The 18,324-nt window shown below is 38.8% G+C and carries 17 protein-coding genes; 4 read left to right on the forward strand and 13 right to left on the reverse strand.

The features are described from left to right. From H5118_RS05465 to H5118_RS05475, 3 genes are read left to right on the forward strand one after another with little or no spacing between them, the layout of a single operon-like run. Entirely contained in the window at positions 1 to 834 is an 834-nt protein-coding gene (locus H5118_RS05465; RefSeq protein WP_182692622.1) for an MBL fold metallo-hydrolase, read from the forward strand. Between the two features lie 20 nt (positions 835 to 854). Next, positions 855 to 3,074 (forward strand): adenylate/guanylate cyclase domain-containing protein, encoded by a 2,220-nt coding sequence (locus tag H5118_RS20805; RefSeq protein ID WP_310735806.1) that lies wholly within the window; start codon positions 855 to 857, stop codon positions 3,072 to 3,074. Beyond that, a complete protein-coding gene (locus tag H5118_RS05475) occupies positions 3,046 to 4,707 on the forward strand; it encodes an HD family phosphohydrolase (protein ID WP_182748090.1) in 1,662 nt (553 codons plus the stop codon). Before H5118_RS20805 ends, H5118_RS05475 begins: the two co-directional genes overlap by 29 nt. Positions 4,708 to 5,118: 411 nt before the next feature. On the opposite strand, the gene H5118_RS05480 is transcribed toward H5118_RS05475, so the two are convergent. The 13 genes from H5118_RS05480 to H5118_RS05540 form a co-directional block, all read right to left on the reverse strand. Continuing rightward, positions 5,119 to 6,546 carry an NAD-dependent succinate-semialdehyde dehydrogenase gene (locus H5118_RS05480; RefSeq protein ID WP_182748091.1) on the reverse strand — a complete coding sequence of 476 codons (1,428 nt, stop codon included), beginning with the start codon at positions 6,544 to 6,546 and terminating at the stop codon, positions 5,119 to 5,121. Between the two features lie 252 nt (positions 6,547 to 6,798). Beyond that, entirely contained in the window at positions 6,799 to 7,137 is a 339-nt protein-coding gene (fdx, locus tag H5118_RS05485) for an ISC system 2Fe-2S type ferredoxin (protein ID WP_002958430.1), read from the reverse strand. Between the two features lie 11 nt (positions 7,138 to 7,148). Beyond that, positions 7,149 to 9,011: a Fe-S protein assembly chaperone HscA gene (hscA, locus tag H5118_RS05490; RefSeq protein WP_002958429.1), complete on the reverse strand. Its 1,863-nt coding sequence runs from the start codon at positions 9,009 to 9,011 to the stop codon at positions 7,149 to 7,151. A gap of 41 nt (positions 9,012 to 9,052) precedes the next feature. Further along, on the reverse strand, positions 9,053 to 9,580 hold the full coding sequence (hscB, locus tag H5118_RS05495; RefSeq protein ID WP_182748092.1) for a co-chaperone HscB: 528 nt from the start codon (positions 9,578 to 9,580) through the stop codon (positions 9,053 to 9,055). 82 nt (positions 9,581 to 9,662) lie between these two features. After that, positions 9,663 to 9,986, reverse strand: a complete 324-nt coding sequence (iscA, locus tag H5118_RS05500) for an iron-sulfur cluster assembly protein IscA (RefSeq protein WP_002958427.1) — start codon at positions 9,984 to 9,986, stop codon at positions 9,663 to 9,665. A 12-nt stretch (positions 9,987 to 9,998) separates the two neighbouring features. Next, positions 9,999 to 10,382 (reverse strand): Fe-S cluster assembly scaffold IscU, encoded by a 384-nt coding sequence (gene iscU, locus H5118_RS05505; RefSeq protein WP_002958426.1) that lies wholly within the window; start codon positions 10,380 to 10,382, stop codon positions 9,999 to 10,001. Between the two features lie 41 nt (positions 10,383 to 10,423). After that, entirely contained in the window at positions 10,424 to 11,641 is a 1,218-nt protein-coding gene (locus tag H5118_RS05510; protein WP_002958425.1) for an IscS subfamily cysteine desulfurase, read from the reverse strand. A 24-nt stretch (positions 11,642 to 11,665) separates the two neighbouring features. Next, positions 11,666 to 12,157 carry a Fe-S cluster assembly transcriptional regulator IscR gene (gene iscR / locus H5118_RS05515; protein WP_007586371.1) on the reverse strand — a complete coding sequence of 164 codons (492 nt, stop codon included), beginning with the start codon at positions 12,155 to 12,157 and terminating at the stop codon, positions 11,666 to 11,668. A gap of 237 nt (positions 12,158 to 12,394) precedes the next feature. Next, positions 12,395 to 13,120: a tRNA (cytosine(32)/uridine(32)-2'-O)-methyltransferase TrmJ gene (gene trmJ, locus H5118_RS05520; protein ID WP_002958423.1), complete on the reverse strand. Its 726-nt coding sequence runs from the start codon at positions 13,118 to 13,120 to the stop codon at positions 12,395 to 12,397. Positions 13,121 to 13,549: 429 nt separating this feature from the next. Next, a complete protein-coding gene (locus tag H5118_RS05525) occupies positions 13,550 to 14,767 on the reverse strand; it encodes a HEPN domain-containing protein (RefSeq protein ID WP_182748093.1) in 1,218 nt (405 codons plus the stop codon). Between the two features lie 154 nt (positions 14,768 to 14,921). Next, positions 14,922 to 15,407 (reverse strand): hypothetical protein, encoded by a 486-nt coding sequence (locus tag H5118_RS05530; protein WP_182748094.1) that lies wholly within the window; start codon positions 15,405 to 15,407, stop codon positions 14,922 to 14,924. Positions 15,408 to 15,530: 123 nt separating this feature from the next. Then, entirely contained in the window at positions 15,531 to 15,977 is a 447-nt protein-coding gene (locus tag H5118_RS05535; RefSeq protein WP_182672628.1) for a hypothetical protein, read from the reverse strand. Positions 15,978 to 16,437: 460 nt separating this feature from the next. Then, on the reverse strand, positions 16,438 to 17,205 hold the full coding sequence (locus tag H5118_RS05540; protein WP_182748095.1) for a DUF1883 domain-containing protein: 768 nt from the start codon (positions 17,203 to 17,205) through the stop codon (positions 16,438 to 16,440). Positions 17,206 to 17,563: 358 nt separating this feature from the next. Here H5118_RS05540 and H5118_RS05545 point away from each other — a divergent pair, with 358 nt between their 5' ends. Next, positions 17,564 to 18,013: an antitoxin Xre/MbcA/ParS toxin-binding domain-containing protein gene (locus tag H5118_RS05545; protein ID WP_182748096.1), complete on the forward strand. Its 450-nt coding sequence runs from the start codon at positions 17,564 to 17,566 to the stop codon at positions 18,011 to 18,013. Positions 18,014 to 18,324: the final 311 nt, after the last annotated feature.

Consider the following 18,324-nt stretch of genomic DNA (forward strand, 5'->3'; position numbering starts at 1 on the left):
ATGAAAGTTGAATTTTTTGGTGTTAGAGGCTCGATGCCTTCAGCTGGAAGTAATACACACATTTTTGGGGGAAATACCTCATGTGTGTACATTGAACAAAACAACGGTAAAGATCTTATTTTAGACTCTGGTACCGGTATTGTAGAACTTGGTACACGTTTACTAGAAACACAAAGTCCTATCAATATTTTGCTAACGCACAATCATTGGGATCATATTCAAGGGTTTCCTTTTTTTAAACCTATCTACCAGCCCAACCGCAATATAACCATTGTAGCTGGCAACGTTGATGATAAAAAAAGCCAAGATGCCATATTAAAGCAAATGAGTGGTTCGTACTTTCCTGTGTGTTATCAGGATTTACCTGCCAATATTACGCTTAATACTGATTTATCGTCTCAAAAGCAATTTACACTTAACGGTTTTTTGGTTTCGACTGCTCCACTGAATCACCCTGGTGGCGGTACTGCTTATTGCATTAAAGCAGATGAAAAAAAGATAGCTTACGTTACCGACAATGAGCTAAACCCACCAGACAAGCTAAACACAAGTATTTGCGAATGGAGTAATTTTATTGAAGGCGCTGATTTACTAATTCACGATGCTCAATTTATAGATGCAGACTTGCCTCTTAAGCATGGTTGGGGTCATAGCACCATAGATCAGGTTGCTGAGCTTGCTATAAAAGCGAGTATTAAAAATGTGATTATTATTAGCCACGATCCATCAAGAACCGATGAACAGTTGTTGGCTATAGAAAAATATTTACACACGCAGTACGCTCAACAGGTAAAAATAGAATGCGGCCGAGAAGGACGAGTTTTTGATTTTTAGTCTATCAAGGAGCGTTACTCATTAGCTTCTTAAAACCCATTACCTCAAAGCACTTTTTTATTGGCGCTGTTATTACGTTAATAATTGCATCAATAGAGTTATTTTCAACTGGGTCGCTTGCAAAGTTAGTTAACCGTGTAGAAGGTATAATATACGACTCTCGATTATTACTGACGCTTTCAGAGACGCCTAGACGCATCGATGAAACCGTTGTAATAATTGATATCGATGAAAAGAGCATGCAAGAACAAGGACGCTTTCCTTGGAGTCGCTCAAAATTAGCAGACCTTGTTACAAAGCTTAGTGATGCAGGTGTTATTGTTATTGCATTCGATATATTTTTTTCTGAACAGGAAGAAAACCCTGTTACAAAAATTATGTCTGAAATTCCTGATTTATCAAAAAAGTACACCATCCCCTTTGCTGAAATTACTAAACAAGTCGATGCAGACACAAAACTAGCAAGCGCATTATCTAAAAATGATACTGTTCTTGGTTTTTTACTAATTGATGAACAACTGACTAATCAAAACTTGCCAGCTAAAAACAGTGTTGTATGGGCAAGCGAAGAGCACACTAATTCACAAATAAACCAGTTTCCTGGTGCTATTGTAAATATTCCACAGTTACAAAATGCTGCAACGGGCACCGGCTTTATTAATGCACATATCGACGAAGATGGCTTTATACGTAAAGCAGCTCTTATAAATCGAGTTGGCGATAAGCTTTATCCTTCTTTAGCACTTGAAGTTGCTCGACTTTATACCCTTGCTGAAAACATAGAAACCCGTTCCAATAGGTTAGATGGTATAACCTTATTCGAAGGTATAAAGTTTCAAGATAAGTGGATTCAAACTGATGAGTATGGGCAAATATTAATTCCTTACAAAGGGCGTGCGCATAGCTTCCCCTATTATTCGGCTACCGATATTTTGACCAAAAAAATTGGTTTAGATGAATTAGAAGGCACAGTAGCCTTTATTGGTACTTCCGCCGTAGGGCTTGCTGATTTAAGATCAACACCTGTTGGTTTGCAATACCCGGGTGTGGAGGTTCATGCCAATATATTTGAAGGGTTAATGCACCCAGAGCTACTGCCATCTAAACCTAATTGGTCACAGGGAGCAAGCTTACTCATCATTGCATTGACGGGTTGCGTACTGTCGTTTTTTAGCCACGCTAAGAGCGCACGTTTTATTATTGTTTTGTCTCTTACAGTCACAAGTGTCGTTATATTTTTAAACGTTTATTTATGGTCAGTACAAAAAATTAGTTTACCTTTATTAATGCCTCTTTTACTTATCATTATATTAGCCGGTTATTACATCATTGTAGGCTCTATCGCTGAAATGAAACACAGCCGAAAAATAAAATCTATGTTTGACCAATATGTTCCTCCTGAGCGAATAAACCAAATGATACTTCAAGGTAAAAGTTTATCTCAAAAAAGTGAGCGAAAAAATATGACGGTGTTGTTTGCCGACATTCGTAGTTTCACTTCACTATCAGAAAGTATGTCGCCTCATCAGTTAAGTGAATATTTAAACGAATATCTTACAGCTATTACCAAAATCATATTTGATCATCACGGAACTATTGATAAGTACGTAGGCGATATGGTGATGGCATTTTGGAATGCCCCACTGAAAGATGAAAACCACGCTCGCCATGGTGTTGAAGCCGCGATGTCTATGATCAACGGGTTAACGAAAATAAATCAGTTATTTGCAGAAAACAACCAGCCTGCAATAAAAATAGGTATCGGTTTAAGTACTGGCGACATGAATGTAGGTGATATGGGTTCGGTTTATCGTAAAGCCTATACAGTTCTTGGTGATACTGTTAATTTAGGTGCTCGAGTAGAAAGCTTGACCAAATTTTATGGCGTAGCTATTCTTGTTACAGAAGAGACGATGAAAAAATGCCCTCATATTTCATTTCGTTTAATAGATAAAGTGCAAGTTGTTGGTAAAACAGCCGCTGTACAGTTGTTTGAACCTATAAACTTTACAGATAAGCTCGATGAAGAGCAGTTAAATGAAGTTAAAAAGTCGCAGCAGGCCATGACGCTTTTTTATAATAAAAACTGGCCACAAGCACTTAGCTTATTTAAAGAACTACGCAGTACAACCGTATTTAGCCCCAACATTTATGCCATTTTTATTGAACGTATTAAGGGCACTGATTTGCAAACACTAGCTAAGGATTGGAATGGTGCCTTCAAACATACTCAAAAGTAGTAAACATATGCGACAGCACATTAAAGACAAAACAAATCTTCAGCACTTTATCGATATTAGCATTAGACTAACAACCGAAAAAAACTCGTCTAAGTTACTTGATGAAATACTGCAAGTTGTAATGTCGATAGCACATTCTGATGCTGGCAGCATTTACTCTATTACCCCAAACAAACAACTCAAGTTTGAAACGGTAATAAACAAGTCATTAAATCTTTATTTAGGTGGCACGTTAGGTGGTCCTGTTGATTTTCCTAATATAGATCTTTTTATTGATGGCAAACCAAATGACACTGCTATTGTTGCGCATTCTGTTAATACAGGGGAAGTGATTAACATTCCTGACGTGTATGATGCCTTGCCTTTTGATATGAGCGCTGCACGCAAAATGGATGCACGCACGGGTTATCGCTCTGAGTCCATGCTAACAATTCCTTTAAAAGATCATGAAGATGACATTATTGGCGTAATCCAGCTTATAAATGTAAAAGATGCGCAAAATAAAAACATTCCTTTTAGTGAAGAGCTCGTCACTCTAATTCGATCTTTTGCCTCTTTAGGCGCTATTTCGCTAACTAACTCAACACTAATTAAGGGAATGGAAGATCTCTTTTCGACCTTTGCTGAAACAATTGCGATGGCAATAGATGAAAAGTCTCCTCATACCGGTGGCCATTGTAAACGAGTGCCAGCACTCACGTTAATGCTAGCTGATGCCGTTAATGATATAAATAAAGGTCCTTTGGCTTCATTTTCGATGACTGAAGCTGACCGACATGAGCTTGATATAGCTGGCTGGTTACATGACTGTGGGAAAATAGCGACCCCCGATCACATCATGGAAAAGTCGACAAAACTAGAAACTATTTTTGATCGAATAAAATATGTAGATGCTAAATTTGAAATAATTAGCCGAGATTTAAAAATAGCGTATCAGCAAAAGATCATCTGTGCGATGAAGCTGCAAAAACCTATCGAAGTTCAACAATTTGAACGCCTACTTGATACCGAGCTTAAACAGTTGGCATTAGACCGTGCATTATTACAGCGTGTTAATGTAGGGGGCGAGTTTTTAGGTGATGCAGAACTTGAGCACATTGAACGCATTGCAAACAAATACCAACTCGTTATTAATGATATTAATACACCATTGCTCTCAGCTGATGAAGTTGAAAACTTAACAATACGAAGAGGCACGCTAACCGAAGCCGAACGTGAAGTAATGAAGCGCCATATGGATGTAACTAAAAATATTTTAGATGCCCTGCCGTTCCCTAAACACTTAAGCAATGTTACTGAATATGCTTTAGGTCATCATGAAAAACTTGATGGTACTGGTTACCCAAGAGGTTTAACCAAAGAGCAAATGTCGGTGCCTGCAAGGTTAATGGCTATTACGGATATTTTTGAAGCGCTATCTGCAGTAGATAGGCCCTACAAAAAAGCAAAACCGGTCAGTGAGTGTTTATTTATTTTAGGGTCAATGGTTGCTAAAAACCATCTTGATGGTGATATTTTTGCTATTTTTATTGAGTCAGAGGTTTATAAAAATTATATCAACGAGTATGCAGATCCTGAGCAGTTAGATGAGATAGATTTTGATAACTTACCCGGTTACACACCTATAAAGTAATACCTTTATTTAAATGGGTCTATTTAACATTTAACGATAAGAAAATTGCGCTAAAACCAGACAAAATTTTTGTATCTGGTTGTTCTAAATAATAATTTTTAACAACGTTGTAGAGTGATTTAATTCGATAAATTGTTTAAATGTTTATGCTGGGTGTTACGACAGTCTATAACTATTCAAACAAAAAAATGCCACCTTACGGTGGCATTTACACACGGGGTTATTTCTACTTATAGAAATCCTTTTACCTTTTATTAGTTTTTTTATGTTGTTTTATTAACAAAAAATATGGCTCCAAAGGTAGCATTTAGTGCTTTGTGTAGCAACAGTAAAAGATAAAGTTCATATATCTGCCATATTAACGTCATAAAAAAGCGCGAAGTAAATTCGCGCTCATAAACTTAACGGGCGTTATATTTTAATACACACGTACTTTTCTTCTAAGTACTCATCAAGCCCTTGATGACCGCCTTCTCGGCCTAAACCAGATTGCTTAACACCACCAAATGGCGCTACTGGGTTTGATATAACACCTTCATTTACGCCGACCATACCAAATTCAAGCCCTTCACTCACTCGGTAGACTTGCTTAATGTTTTGGCTGTAAAAATAGGCTGCTAGGCCAAATGGTACATCGTTAGCAAGCGCAAGCACTTCACTCTCTTCATCAAAAGGAATAACCGTCAATACCGGACCAAATACCTCTTCGTGGTAAATATCCATTTCTGTGGTGACATTGTTTACTATTAATGGATTTTGAAAGCTGCCACCTAAGTCACTATTATCGCCAATCAGCGTCGCACCCTTATCGAGTGCGTCTTGTACTAACTGCTGTACTTTCTCTTTGGCTTTAGGGTAAATAAGCGGACCAATATCAACATCGTCTTCAAAACCATTTGCCACTTTTAATGCTGCAATCTTAGGCGTGATTTTTGACAGTACTTTATCGAGAATATTACGTTGTATAAAAATACGGTTTGCAGCAACACATGCCTGCCCACTATTTCTAAATTTAGCCGCCATTAGCCCTTCAATAGCTTCATCTAAGTCGGCATTATCAAAAATAATAAAAGGTGCATTACCGCCAAGCTCCATCGAGGTGCGTTTAATTGTGTCTGCACATTGCGATAGCAACTGCTTACCAACACCGGTAGAACCGGTAAATGTAAACTTACGCACGACTTCTGAGTCAGTCAACATTTTACCTACTGTTTTGGCATCTTGAGAAACCAGTACATTAAATGCACCTTTAACAAAACCAGCTTGATCGGCTAGATGAGCAAGTGCGATAGCACAAAGTGGCGTGTGTTCAGAAGGTTTAAGTATAAAGCTACAGCCCGCAGCGTAAGCTGGCGCTACTTTACGAGTAACCATAGCAATAGGAAAGTTCCACGGCGTTATACCAGCTACAACACCGACAGGCTGCTTAAAGCTAGTTAAACGATGCGAGTCATCTGTTGGCGGAATTACATCTCCGTAACTACGTTTGGCTTCTTCTGCAAACCATTTGATAAAACCTGCACCGTAATCAATCTCACCAAGAGATTCTTTGAGTGGCTTGCCTTGCTCTTTGGTCATTAGCTCTGCAAGTGTTTGCTTGTGTTTTATTACTAGCTCATACCAGCGCATCAAGGTTTCGCTTCGCTCAGTGGCATTTGTCGTTTTTAACTTAACAAAAGCCCCTTGAGCTGCGTTTATTGCGCTATTTACACCCTGCTCGTCAATATCACTTACTTCAACAATACTTTTTTCGGTAGCGGGATCGTTAACGCTAAAGCGCGTATCGGTTTTATAAAATTCGCCGTTAATAAATGAGTCAGAAAAAATAAGATTACTCAAAATAAACCTCCAAAATTACGTTTTAAGGTGTTAGCTTTTAATGCGTGGCATAGAGCCAAGGCTAACATTTTAGGATCTTTGCTCACGTGAGAAGCGCAGCTTCTATATTTATAACCTAGAGTTAAAACACATAACGCCAGCAAGCTTTGCGTCTACAAAATAACATACGAGCTTTGCTTGTCACGCCTACAATTCACAAACAAAAAAGCCGCTATATCAAACAGCGGCTTTTAATATATACATCGTTAAAAACTAGTGCTCTTCATTAACGATATTGAGATTGTACTTAGGTATTTCAACCACTAGGTCTTCATCTCTTATAATTGCTTGGCAACCAAGGCGTGACTCAGGCTCTAAGCCCCATGCTTTATCCAGCATGTCGTCTTCTAGCTCATCACTTTCTTCAAGTGAGTCAAATCCTTCACGAATCACTAAGTGACACGTAGTACATGCACAAGACTTTTCACAAGCATGCGCAATGCTAATACCATTTTTAAGCGCAGCGTCGAGTACCGTTTGACCTGTAGGAGCTTCAATTGCAGCGCCGTCAGGACATAATTCAGGATGTGGAAGAAAAACAATTTGTGGCATTCTAATCTCTCTTAAATGTTGTCTACTGACTGCCCTGTAAGGGCCTTTTTAATTGATGCATCCATTCTACGCGATGCAAAGTCGCTACTCGCATTATCGACTTTTTCGATAGCTGCTTTAATTTCGCCAGGCTCTTGTGCATTTTCGCGCACTTTTACCAGTTCTGCAATTTCAGCGCGTAAGTTAGCTAGTTGCATATCGTCAAGTAATGCACCATCGGCTTCAAGTGATGCGTTAAGCGCTTCTATAACACGCAACGCTTCTACTTGTTGCTCTTTAAGCATACGCGCTTGCATGTCGCCTTTAGCGTTGCTCATTGATTCTTTTAGCATGTTAGCTACTTGGTCATCAGATAAACCAAACGAAGGCTTAACTTGAATCTCAGCTTGTACACCTGTTGATTTTTCCATAGCTGAAACACTTAATAGGCCATCAGCATCAACTTTAAAGGTTACACGAATATGCGCAGCGCCTGCCGCCATTGGTGGAATACCTTTTAAGCTAAACTTAGCAAGCGATCGACAATCATCAACAAGCTCACGCTCACCTTGCAGCACATGTAATGACATGGCTGTTTGACCGTCTTTAAACGTTGTAAATTCTTGTGCGCGTGCTACCGGAATCGTTGTATTACGCGGAATGATTTTTTCAACCAAACCACCCATCGTTTCAAGGCCTAGCGATAACGGTAATACATCAAGCAATAACATGTCAGAATCGGGCTTATTGCCAATTAACACGTCGGCTTGAAGCGCGGCACCTAAGGCTACAACACGATCAGGATCGATTGAAGTTAGCGGCTCTTTATCAAAAAAGCTTTGTACTTGGCTACGTACCAATGGCATACGGGTTGAACCGCCTACCATAATAACTTGCAGCACTTCTTCATTTTCAATGCCAGCATCTTTTACAGCACGACGACACGAGCGCAGCGTTTTTTTAATTAGTGGCATAGCCATTTCATCAAACGTTTCGCGCGTTACTTCAACGGTGTATTTTTGATCGTCAAACTCAAGGCCCACGTTTACTTTAGCGTATTGGCTTAATGCTTCTTTACACGCTTTTGCTTTATTGATAAATAAACGTAAAACTGAAGGTGATAATGCTGACACACCTGTTTGCTGCTTAAAGTAATCAACAAGGAGCGAATCAAAGTCATCGCCGCCGAGGCTAGAGTCGCCACCGGTTGCCATTACTTCAAACACACCTTGGTGTAATCTAAGTACTGATATATCGAACGTACCACCGCCTAAATCATAAACAGCAATAATACCTTCTTGGCCAGAGTCTAAACCATAAGCGACTGCTGCTGCTGTTGGTTCATTTAATAAACGTAGTACGTTAATACCAGCAAGCTCTGCGGCATCTTTAGTACTTTGGCGCTGTGCGTCATCAAAGTACGCTGGTACTGTGATTACAGCCCCTAAAATTTCTTGGTTGCCAAAACTTTGCTCAGCTCGTGCTTTTAATGCAGCTAAAATATGGCTTGATGCTTTAATTGGACTAATTTTACCTGCCGCAGTTTCTATTGCTAGCGCACCATTGTGCTCACAAAATTCATACGGTAGTTGCCCATAACTTTGCTCTATTTCAGCCTGAGTTTTACCTAAAAAACGCTTAACCGAAATAAGTGTGTTAGCAGGGTCTTGCGTTGCTGCTTGTGCAGCTTCTGCGCCAACAGTAATACCGCCTGCTTGATAACGAACAACCGACGGTAACATAGCCGCGCCAAGATCATCAGTTAACGTGCGGGCTTCGCCGCTTTGCACTGTTGCAACTAATGAATTAGTTGTACCAAGGTCAATACCAATTGCTAGTTTATGTTCGTGTGGTGCCGCGCTTTGCCCCGGCTCAGCAATTTGCAATAATGCCATAATGCTCTTTAAACTCGTGTTGCTCGCTTTGCAGCAAGTAATTAATCGTCAAATAAACTGTCTTCGATACGCTCTAGTTCTTCACGTAACTTATAAACAAACTTCAGTTTACGAATATTATCTGCGGCAAGTTGATATTGCTGCTCATCATTACTTGCTAATTGCTCAGCAAGTTGTGTACTGTATTGCGCGTTTAATTGCTTAATTTGTTTTTCAAAATTTGCAATGGCGGTATCAGGATCGCTAGCTGATGTTAGCTCTTCAAGTTCTTCGCGAAGTTCCATTTGCTGCATTAAAAACATTGGATCTTGCAAGGTTTGCTGCTCTGCACGAATATCAACGCCTAGCTCGCTCAACATATATTCAGCACGTTTTACTGGGTGCTTTAATGTTTGTAGCGCATCGTTAATTTCGGCAGTGCTTTGCACAGCCATTAACTTATCGCGGCTGCTCGCATTCGCGTGGCGATCGGGATGTACAGTACGCTGTAATTCCAAGTAGTGCTTGTTAACCGTTGCTAAATCAATATTGTAATCAACGGGGACTGCAAATAATTCAAAGTAACGCATAACTTCAACCAATAATATTCAGAAATAACAAAGCCCTACATTAACTGGCAGGGCTTATTTATACTACAAAGATATTTAAAGCTTAAACGGTAAAGCTTTCGCCACAACCACACTCATCTGCTTGATTCGGGTTATTAAATTTAAACCCTTCATTTAAGCCTTCTTTAGTGTAGTCGAGCTCTGTGCCGTCAATGTAAACTAAGCTTTTAGCGTCAACAATTAAGGTGACACCTTTAGCCGCAAAAGTTTCATCGTCTTCGTTTAAATCGTCAACAAACTCAAGTACATAAGCAAGACCTGAACAGCCCGTCGTTTTAATGCCAACGCGCAGGCCTAAACCTTTACCGCGGTTTGCTAAAAATGATTGTACGCGGTTTGCTGCCGCATCTGTCAATGTCACTGCCATGAGTTTCTCTTCTTACTTCGCTTGTTTGCTTTTGTAGTCTGCAATTGCTGCTTGAATTGCGTCTTCGGCTAAAATTGAACAGTGAATTTTCACTGGTGGCAACTCAAGCTCTGCACTGATATCAGTGTTTTTAATTGTCGCTGCTTCGTCTAGCGTTTTGCCTTTAACCCACTCTGTTACAAGTGAAGAAGAAGCAATTGCGCTACCACAACCGTAGGTTTTGAATTTTGCATCTTCAATAACGCCAGTGGCAGATACTTTAATTTGCAGTTTCATTACGTCACCACATGCTGGTGCTCCTACCATACCCGTTGCCACTGACGGATCGTTCTTATCTAGAGTACCTACGTTACGTGGGTTTTCTACGTGGTCGATTACTTTATCACTATAAGCCATTATTCTATCCTCATTACCTGCTAGGGTATGTGCTCACACTATTAGTGGTGAGCCCATTCAACTGAATCTAAATCAATACCTTCTTGATGCATCTCCCAAAGTGGAGACATCTCACGTAGGCGACCGATAGAGTTTTTCATTAATTCGACGGTGTAATCAATCTCTTCTTCGGTAGTAAAGCGACCAATACTAAAACGAATTGAGCTATGTGCTAATTCGTCGTTACGGCCAAGTGCACGTAATACATAAGAAGGCTCTAAGCTTGCAGATGTACAGGCTGAACCTGACGATACTGCAATGTCTTTTACTGCCATAAGTAACGACTCACCTTCAACAAAGTTAAAGCTGATGTTTACAATACCCGGTACTGATTGGTCTTGTGTGCCGTTAAAGTATACTTCGTCCATATCAGCCATAATGCCGTCGATTAAACGATTACGTAAGGCGCTGATGTGTGCGTGATCTTTTTCGAAATCTTGCTTAGCAATTTTAAACGCAGTACCCATACCCACTAATTGGTGAGTTGCTAGTGTACCAGAGCGCATACCGCGTTCATGTCCGCCACCGTGCATTTGCGCTTCAAGGCGAGCACGTGGTTTACGACGAACGTAAAGTGCACCAACACCTTTAGGGCCATACACTTTATGTGCAGAGAACGACATAAAATCAACTTTAAGCTGTTGCACGTCGATTAATACTTTGCCCGCGCTTTGCGCTGCATCTACGTGGAACATAATTTTACGTTCGCGACACATTTCGCCAATAGTCGCGATATCTTGAATCACACCTAGCTCGTTATTAACGTGCATGATGCTTACAAGTACTGTGTCGTCACGCATTGTGTCGGCAAGTTTTTGTAAATCAAGTAGGCCGTTTTCTTCAACGTCCATGTAAGTTACTTCAAAACCTTGGCGCTCAAGCTCACGACATGTGTCGATTACAGCTTTATGCTCAGTTTTAGCGGTAATAACGTGCTTACCTTTTTTCTTGTAAAACTGTGCTGCACCTTTAATAGCAAGGTTATTTGATTCTGTTGCACCCGATGTGAAAACAATTTCACGTGGGTCTGCATTAATTAAATCAGCAATATCTGTACGCGCTTGGTCAACAGCTTCTTCTGCTTGCCAACCAAAACGGTGTGAGCGTGACGCAGGATTACCAAACTTACCGTCCATTGTCAGGCACTGCATCATTTCTTTAGCAACACGTTCATCAACAGGCGTGGTCGCTGCGTAATCTAAATAAATCGGTAACTTCATTTCTCTCTCCGCTGCAGGTCAACCTTAAAGTTGACAGCTTACTTGAATGTTTTCCAACTGCTTAATTGCATTATTGATACTGTTATCTTGGCGCGATGCTATTTCTTTCACATCTGATTTTTCCACCAATTCAGCAAGGGTAATATTATTCAAAAATTCTTCTATGCGTGCGCTTAAGTCTGACCACAAATTATGTGTTAAACAACGCATACCACTCTGACAGCCGGTATCGGCACCTTGGCAACGTGTTGCATCGACCGATTCGTCTACGGCGCTAATAATATCGCCAACAGAGATAACGCTCGCTTCACGCCCTAGTAAATAACCACCACCAGGTCCACGAACAGAACTTACTAGGCCATTTTTACGTAAACGAGCAAATAATTGTTCAAGGTAAGACAAAGAAATTTCTTGTCTTTGTGAAATATCAGCAAGGGCTACAGGACCTACACCTGTGTGTAGTGCAACATCCAGCATAGCTGTAACGGCATATCTGCCTTTTGATGTTAACTTCATAACGCCCCCTGCACAAAAGAGTGCAAATTTTAATTACCAGAGTAAATTAGTCAAGTATTATCACTTGATAAAAATTTGATTTATAAACTCTTACTTTTTAAATTGTAGAGTTAACAAACTTTCAATACTTGACCTCTTTGGTCAAGTATTACAGCCATTGTAATTACCTGAGTATTTTAGTCAAGTATTAGCTAGTTATTTACCCATTGGTTTTTATAACTAATAGCTATACCTAAGTTACTTAGGGATAGACTTATTAATTGAGGTGAGAATACCGCGTAAAATATTCATTTCGGCATCTTCAGGGTGAGCTCGGTTAAATAAACGACGTAATTTAGTCATAACTAAACCAGGGTGCTGTTTGATAATAAAGCCGGTTTTGAAAAGCGTCTCTTCAAGGTGCTCATAAAACAGTTCTGTTTGTTTTGAGCTTGGGTAAACAGCATCGTCTTCTTCAACCTTTTTAGGTTGTTGATTTAAAAACGCCATGCGTGTTTCGTAACTAAGTGTTTGTACGGCCATAGCTAAATTAAGCGAGCTGTACTCTGGATTAGCAGGAATACATACGTGGTAATTACAAAGCTGTAACTCTTCATTAGTTAAGCCACTGTTTTCACGACCAAATACTAGCGCTACAGGGCCATTTACCGCTTCAGCAACGAGTTTTTCACCACATTCACGTGGTTCAACCATTGGCCACGAAAGCGTACGAGAACGCGCACTTGTGCCAATCGTTAATGTACAGTCAGCGATAGCTTCTTCAACAGTACCTACAATAACTGCATTGCCTAAAACATCAGTTGCGCCTGCAGCTAAAGCACTTGCTTGGCTGTCTATTTCACAAGCAGGATCAACTAAATAAAGCTTTGATAAACCCATGGTTTTCATGGCGCGAGCCGCCGAACCAATATTGCCCGAATGTGACGTGTTAACTAAAACAATGCGAATATCATCTAAGATCATTACTGTGCTACTTTGCTATGCCAAAAAATTGCGCAAATTCTAACATGAAAATGTAATAAGATCCTAGATTCAAAAGGCTAGATCCTAAGATCCAAGCCAATATAACGATTCTTACATGGGTAAATTTGTCGCTGAAATCAAAGCGTGACAAACACCGAATATACATATCAATCACTTAAAAATAACCTGCATCCATTCCCCGACATAAAATACAACCATACGATGACATAGAAGTTAAGGATTATGTGTGTTTAAGGCTGCCGTTGGCAAATCGCTATCGTCAGTACGTACATAAAGAATAGGTAGAATTTCAGTATTTACGATTATAGGGCTGAATTCCAGCCTATCCTAATACTTGGTTTTCGCTCAAACCGAACTTCGCAAAAGTGCCAATTGCGGACACTCATAACCTTAGTCACTTGTTAAGTTTCAGTCAATTTCTCGAATTTCGGAGTCTCTTATAACTTCTAATATTTTCTGAGCTATATCTTTGCGGTTGGCTATTTTTTCAGTAACTAAATAGCTTTCGAGTGAAGAAACTATAGCTTCCTGAACGCATGTTAGCCTTTGAGTATCACCACCTAAAAAGTCAGTGAACAACTGAGTTTCAGCACTATCCAACCAACTATTAAGTAACTTCTCATCTCCAACAAACATTCTCACTATTGCTTCTGGCTTGTGTATTAATGCAACCTCAAAAAATTCAGACAGTTCTAACCAAATAGCACCATCTCGGTTGCACCATGCCTCTCTTAGCATTCGAATAGAGAACTCACATTTTTCTAATGTACCTGTCTTAAAAAGTTCGATAACTTTTTCTCTATTCTTTTCTAGCCACTCATAGCCTGAAGATGTTGAAATTGCATCAAGTTTTAGAATCAGCTCTCTAGAAAGGTTTAGGACTCTGGAGGCCGTATTGCTGTCAATTGCGTCCATTTTATGAACAGATTCATTTCTTTTCTTTCGTATTTCATTAAGCATATCAAGCTCTCTCGAGCTCAAAATTCGGTGCTTCTCTGATAATTTAACTAACTCATGCATATGTCCTTGCTGAGTACTTATGCCTTTTGCTAGGAGTAATCGTCTGACAACAGACTCAAGAACTTTACTTGATTCCAAAACAGACATATCAAACATACCAGAGTTAAAAAGTTCTTGTGCACGGGCAAGCTGTTCTATATCTGCCTTTCTTTCCTGAACCTTTTCAGCAGCTAAAAACTTTTCTCTTATTGATTTGATTAGGAATTGATATATGAATGCCGCAAATATACTAGTTAATACACCTGCGAAGAAATTGATCATAGTTTCAGGTATCTGACTAACGAACTTCCCTAAGAAACCAAGAGTCGATGTTGTAAACCATAAAGCAATGAATACTGGAGGTGTAGCAAGTGCAATCGAATAGCACGTATCACTAACCTTATCTAATAAGCGTACATGTTTAGAAGATGCAAACTGCAAGGATATAAAATATACAGCCAAGCCGAGAAATGCAGTTAGAAAAAGATAAGCATATTCAACTGTGATTTTTACTTTAAAAATCATAAAACCAAGATCTGAATTAGCATCAACTAGAGGTTTGAAGGCGAAAACTGCCGCTAACAAACCAATTGTGAATCCGACCTTAGTTTTGAAAAAGTCATCCATTCTAAATAGCTACTCCATAGAAACTTAACGCCTCAATCAGAGGCAAAAAATAGTTGGTTAAAATTAGCGACGCAGGAGCAAAACCAACTGTTTTTTGTCCTGCTGAATTGACTTATGTGTTTATAGCACCGATGTAATTAGCAACTTGTATGTGTTAATGATTAATTGTTTCCTCTACTACTCCGGTGGTAGGATTTATAAAATCAGTTTTTATTAGTTTGTAACCTTTCTCTATACGAATACAACCTACAAAATTCTTTTGTTTTTTACGTATCTCTGACATGTAGATAGGCTCATTTTTAACATAGGTTTTTGCAATATCTTGGACTTCTGAATTTTCAGGTGTTTTTCTGTAATCTTTAGTACTTTTTTTTATGTACTTAAACTTATAATCAGAGAGAACCTTATTTAATTTTTTCTGCCCAAATACAACTTTTCCATCAACTAATACCCCATCTTTATATATCTTTTCTCTACATAACTCTCTATCTTTAGCCAATCTAGGGTCATCACCTTTAACATTTCCGTATGCTGGATGCTCGTAGGTCGTAACTAACTTATTACCAAAAATGACATCTCTACCTTCTTCAGTCGATGCACATCCTGCAAGAAAAAGAACAAAAAAACTAAGTAATCTCATTAAGAATATATCTCCAATATTAAAAAACACATAACGCCCCAATAAGGGGCTGATAATAGTTTGCTAAAATGTGTAGCGAAGCGGAACCGAGCAAACTGTTAGCAGTCCCGCTTAATTGGCTTGTTATGTGTAAACTTGCTCCAAACAGCTGAATTCACTAAAGATAACTTTAAAAGTAGAGCCTGAACGAAGTTCTAAAACATGTTGGAATAAACCGTCAACAATAGATATTTCATGTGTTAATACATCACCATGAAATGTGTCACCATAATTAAATGGGTTTTCAGAACCCAAGATTTCATATGACTTAACATTAAAATAGTTAAGTACAATATCACGATCATGTTGCTGACCGAGTAAATTTAAAACAATAGATAATGATGGTTCAAATGGGCGGATTTTATTTCTATTTTCAGCGATAGTAATCGATGTTACCCACGAATCATGAAGAGATTGAGGGTGGTTTAATTCATATCGCTCACTATTTGAAGCGAATTCAAATAATTCATTTGGATAAATATCCTTATTTGAATTTAGATTAGAAATATATTGGTCAAAACTAGAATTCATTCACCTAACTTCCATTTACACATAACGCTTACAATAACGGGAAAAACCGAGAGCTTTGGCACGAAGTGACAGCGAGGCTTTTTCCTAATGAGTGAAACGAATGTAGTTAATTGTTTTGTTATTTGGCTGGGCCTTAAAATGGGCTTTTACCATATTTTGACCTCAGTGATTTCCGGAATGGAATTAAAGTTGAGATTAAAAATATACAATTAACACCAGCAAAAAACAGGAAACCACGTAAGCCGCCATGTTCATATCCTATAAAGCTAGAAGGAATTAGACTAAGTAGAGCAATAGTGAAGATTGCCCGCCTATGTGTGTTCCAGTATAAAGTTGTTCCCTCAGATTTCATTTTCTTCCTAAAGCCATATAACGCCCACATTAACAGGCAAAAAATTGTTGGCTAAAATAGTGACGAAGGAACAAAAGCCAACTGTTTTTTGTCCTTGTTTAATTGCTGTTATGCCTTAGACTCTAGGAGTTCAGATATTTCTTGGGCAATTTCATCAATCGTATGGGTTGCAGTACTACGTGCAACTTTATCAGCTAATGAAGGGCTGAAATCAACCACTTGTTGCTTGGTAATGTCATGCCATATTGGTAGCAGTACTTGTTCACCAGATACGGTTCTTGTGACAATCCCATCAAGTTCATAGTTAGTCCAACCTTTTTTGATAAAGGATGGGGACAAAACTACTAAGCCAACACGACTATTAGCTAAACCTTTATCTATTTTTTGCCTCAGACTGTCACCAATTCTAAGTGTCATTTCATCGAACCATACATTTAAACCTAAGGCTATTAACGCATTTGCTAGCGGTCGAACAAGATCATCTTTATCTTCTGATGCATGTGAAATGAATACATCATGAGTTTCACCACCAGATTCGATTGGAGGCGGAATATTATCTCTAACTAAGCTAGGCACTTCTGATAATGGACGCTCTTGTATTTCAGGTAACATTCCTGGAAGCATTCTTACGGAAGCTTGAGTGGAGCCTTGAAGGCCTTGCATATCAACGGCAACATACCATCGGCCAGAGCTTGTCGCCTGTAATCTAATTGGAGAACGTTTAGCTAACCCACCAATATAACGGTGTCTTCTTCCATTTTTATAATTATTAAATTCTGAGCTTGTCATTAACCTAACATTGGCACCGCGAGTAAGCGTAACTTCGACGATTTCACCTCGTTTAATGTTTCCTAAGTCAAATTGTAAAAAGTTCATTGATATCCTTATTCATATTTAGAAGTGAAAAACTTTGCTGGTAGGTGCAAAGAGGCATAACAGCTTATTGAACACCATTGTGGTGGTTTATAACACACCAAAACGGCGTATATTACATACCATGATAATTTCACCAATAATTACGTTTGTAAACAAGTAATGAAAACAGCTAGAAATTAAGCATGTTATTTTGCCCCAAAACGGCGTTTAATAATGTTATTGGACAAAATTAGATTTCTACTGAAAACACAGGAATAAATTTAACTTTTTCATTGTCTGCTTCTCGCTCTAAACCGACTATCAGCCAGTTACTTGAGATGCTATATTAAATATAACTTTAGCAAGCTTAGAGATGTGCATGCCTAGCTATATTCAACCTAGTGCTAATCGTAAATTTGTAGAGATACTCAGCGATGGAACAATTAATTTAAACTCAAACCCTTTGGATGAAATTGAATTGATTCAGCGTGGCTTAGATATAAACTGTGTTGAGAAATTTAGACTTGAGTTACGCTGGGATCTGCAATCGTTTACTAAGGCGATTGGTACAAATACAAAAGCTTTCGAACGCTATATAAAAGAACATAAACGTTTAAATGTAACCTTAAGTGAAAATATCGTTGAATTAGCTCATTTGGCATCGGCTTGTATTGATTACTTTGAGAGTGTTGAACGGTGGAACACATGGCTAAATACACGCTCTTTGCAATTTAGTTCAGAAATGCCTTTGACGTTTGTTAACACTATTGCCGGACGGGAGTTGATCAAAAAAACTGTAGACAACCTCAACCATGGTTATAATGCTTGAATTAAAAAATCTCAGATGTTGTTTGATGTAGCTTGATATTAGAATCTTCGAACTTACAGCGCAATATCACCAATATCATTAATTGGGGAACTTAATACTCTCTAAAAATAGAGTCTGTAATCTTAAATATATTTCGACTTCTTAAATCAAAAACCAGCCTTCTAACTTAAGGCTGGTTTTTAAACTGTTACTCACTGCCTTTTCGGCAGAATTACATTAACTTAAACATCGAATCGATTGTTTTTATCTTCAGCTGCCTATACGGCAGGTCACCTTTATTTCGATGGCGCATGTAATCCAAATCCATTCTC

The sequence above is a fragment of the Pseudoalteromonas sp. SR41-1 genome, assembly GCF_014164015.1.
In the GTDB taxonomy this organism is placed as follows: domain Bacteria; phylum Pseudomonadota; class Gammaproteobacteria; order Enterobacterales; family Alteromonadaceae; genus Pseudoalteromonas; species Pseudoalteromonas distincta.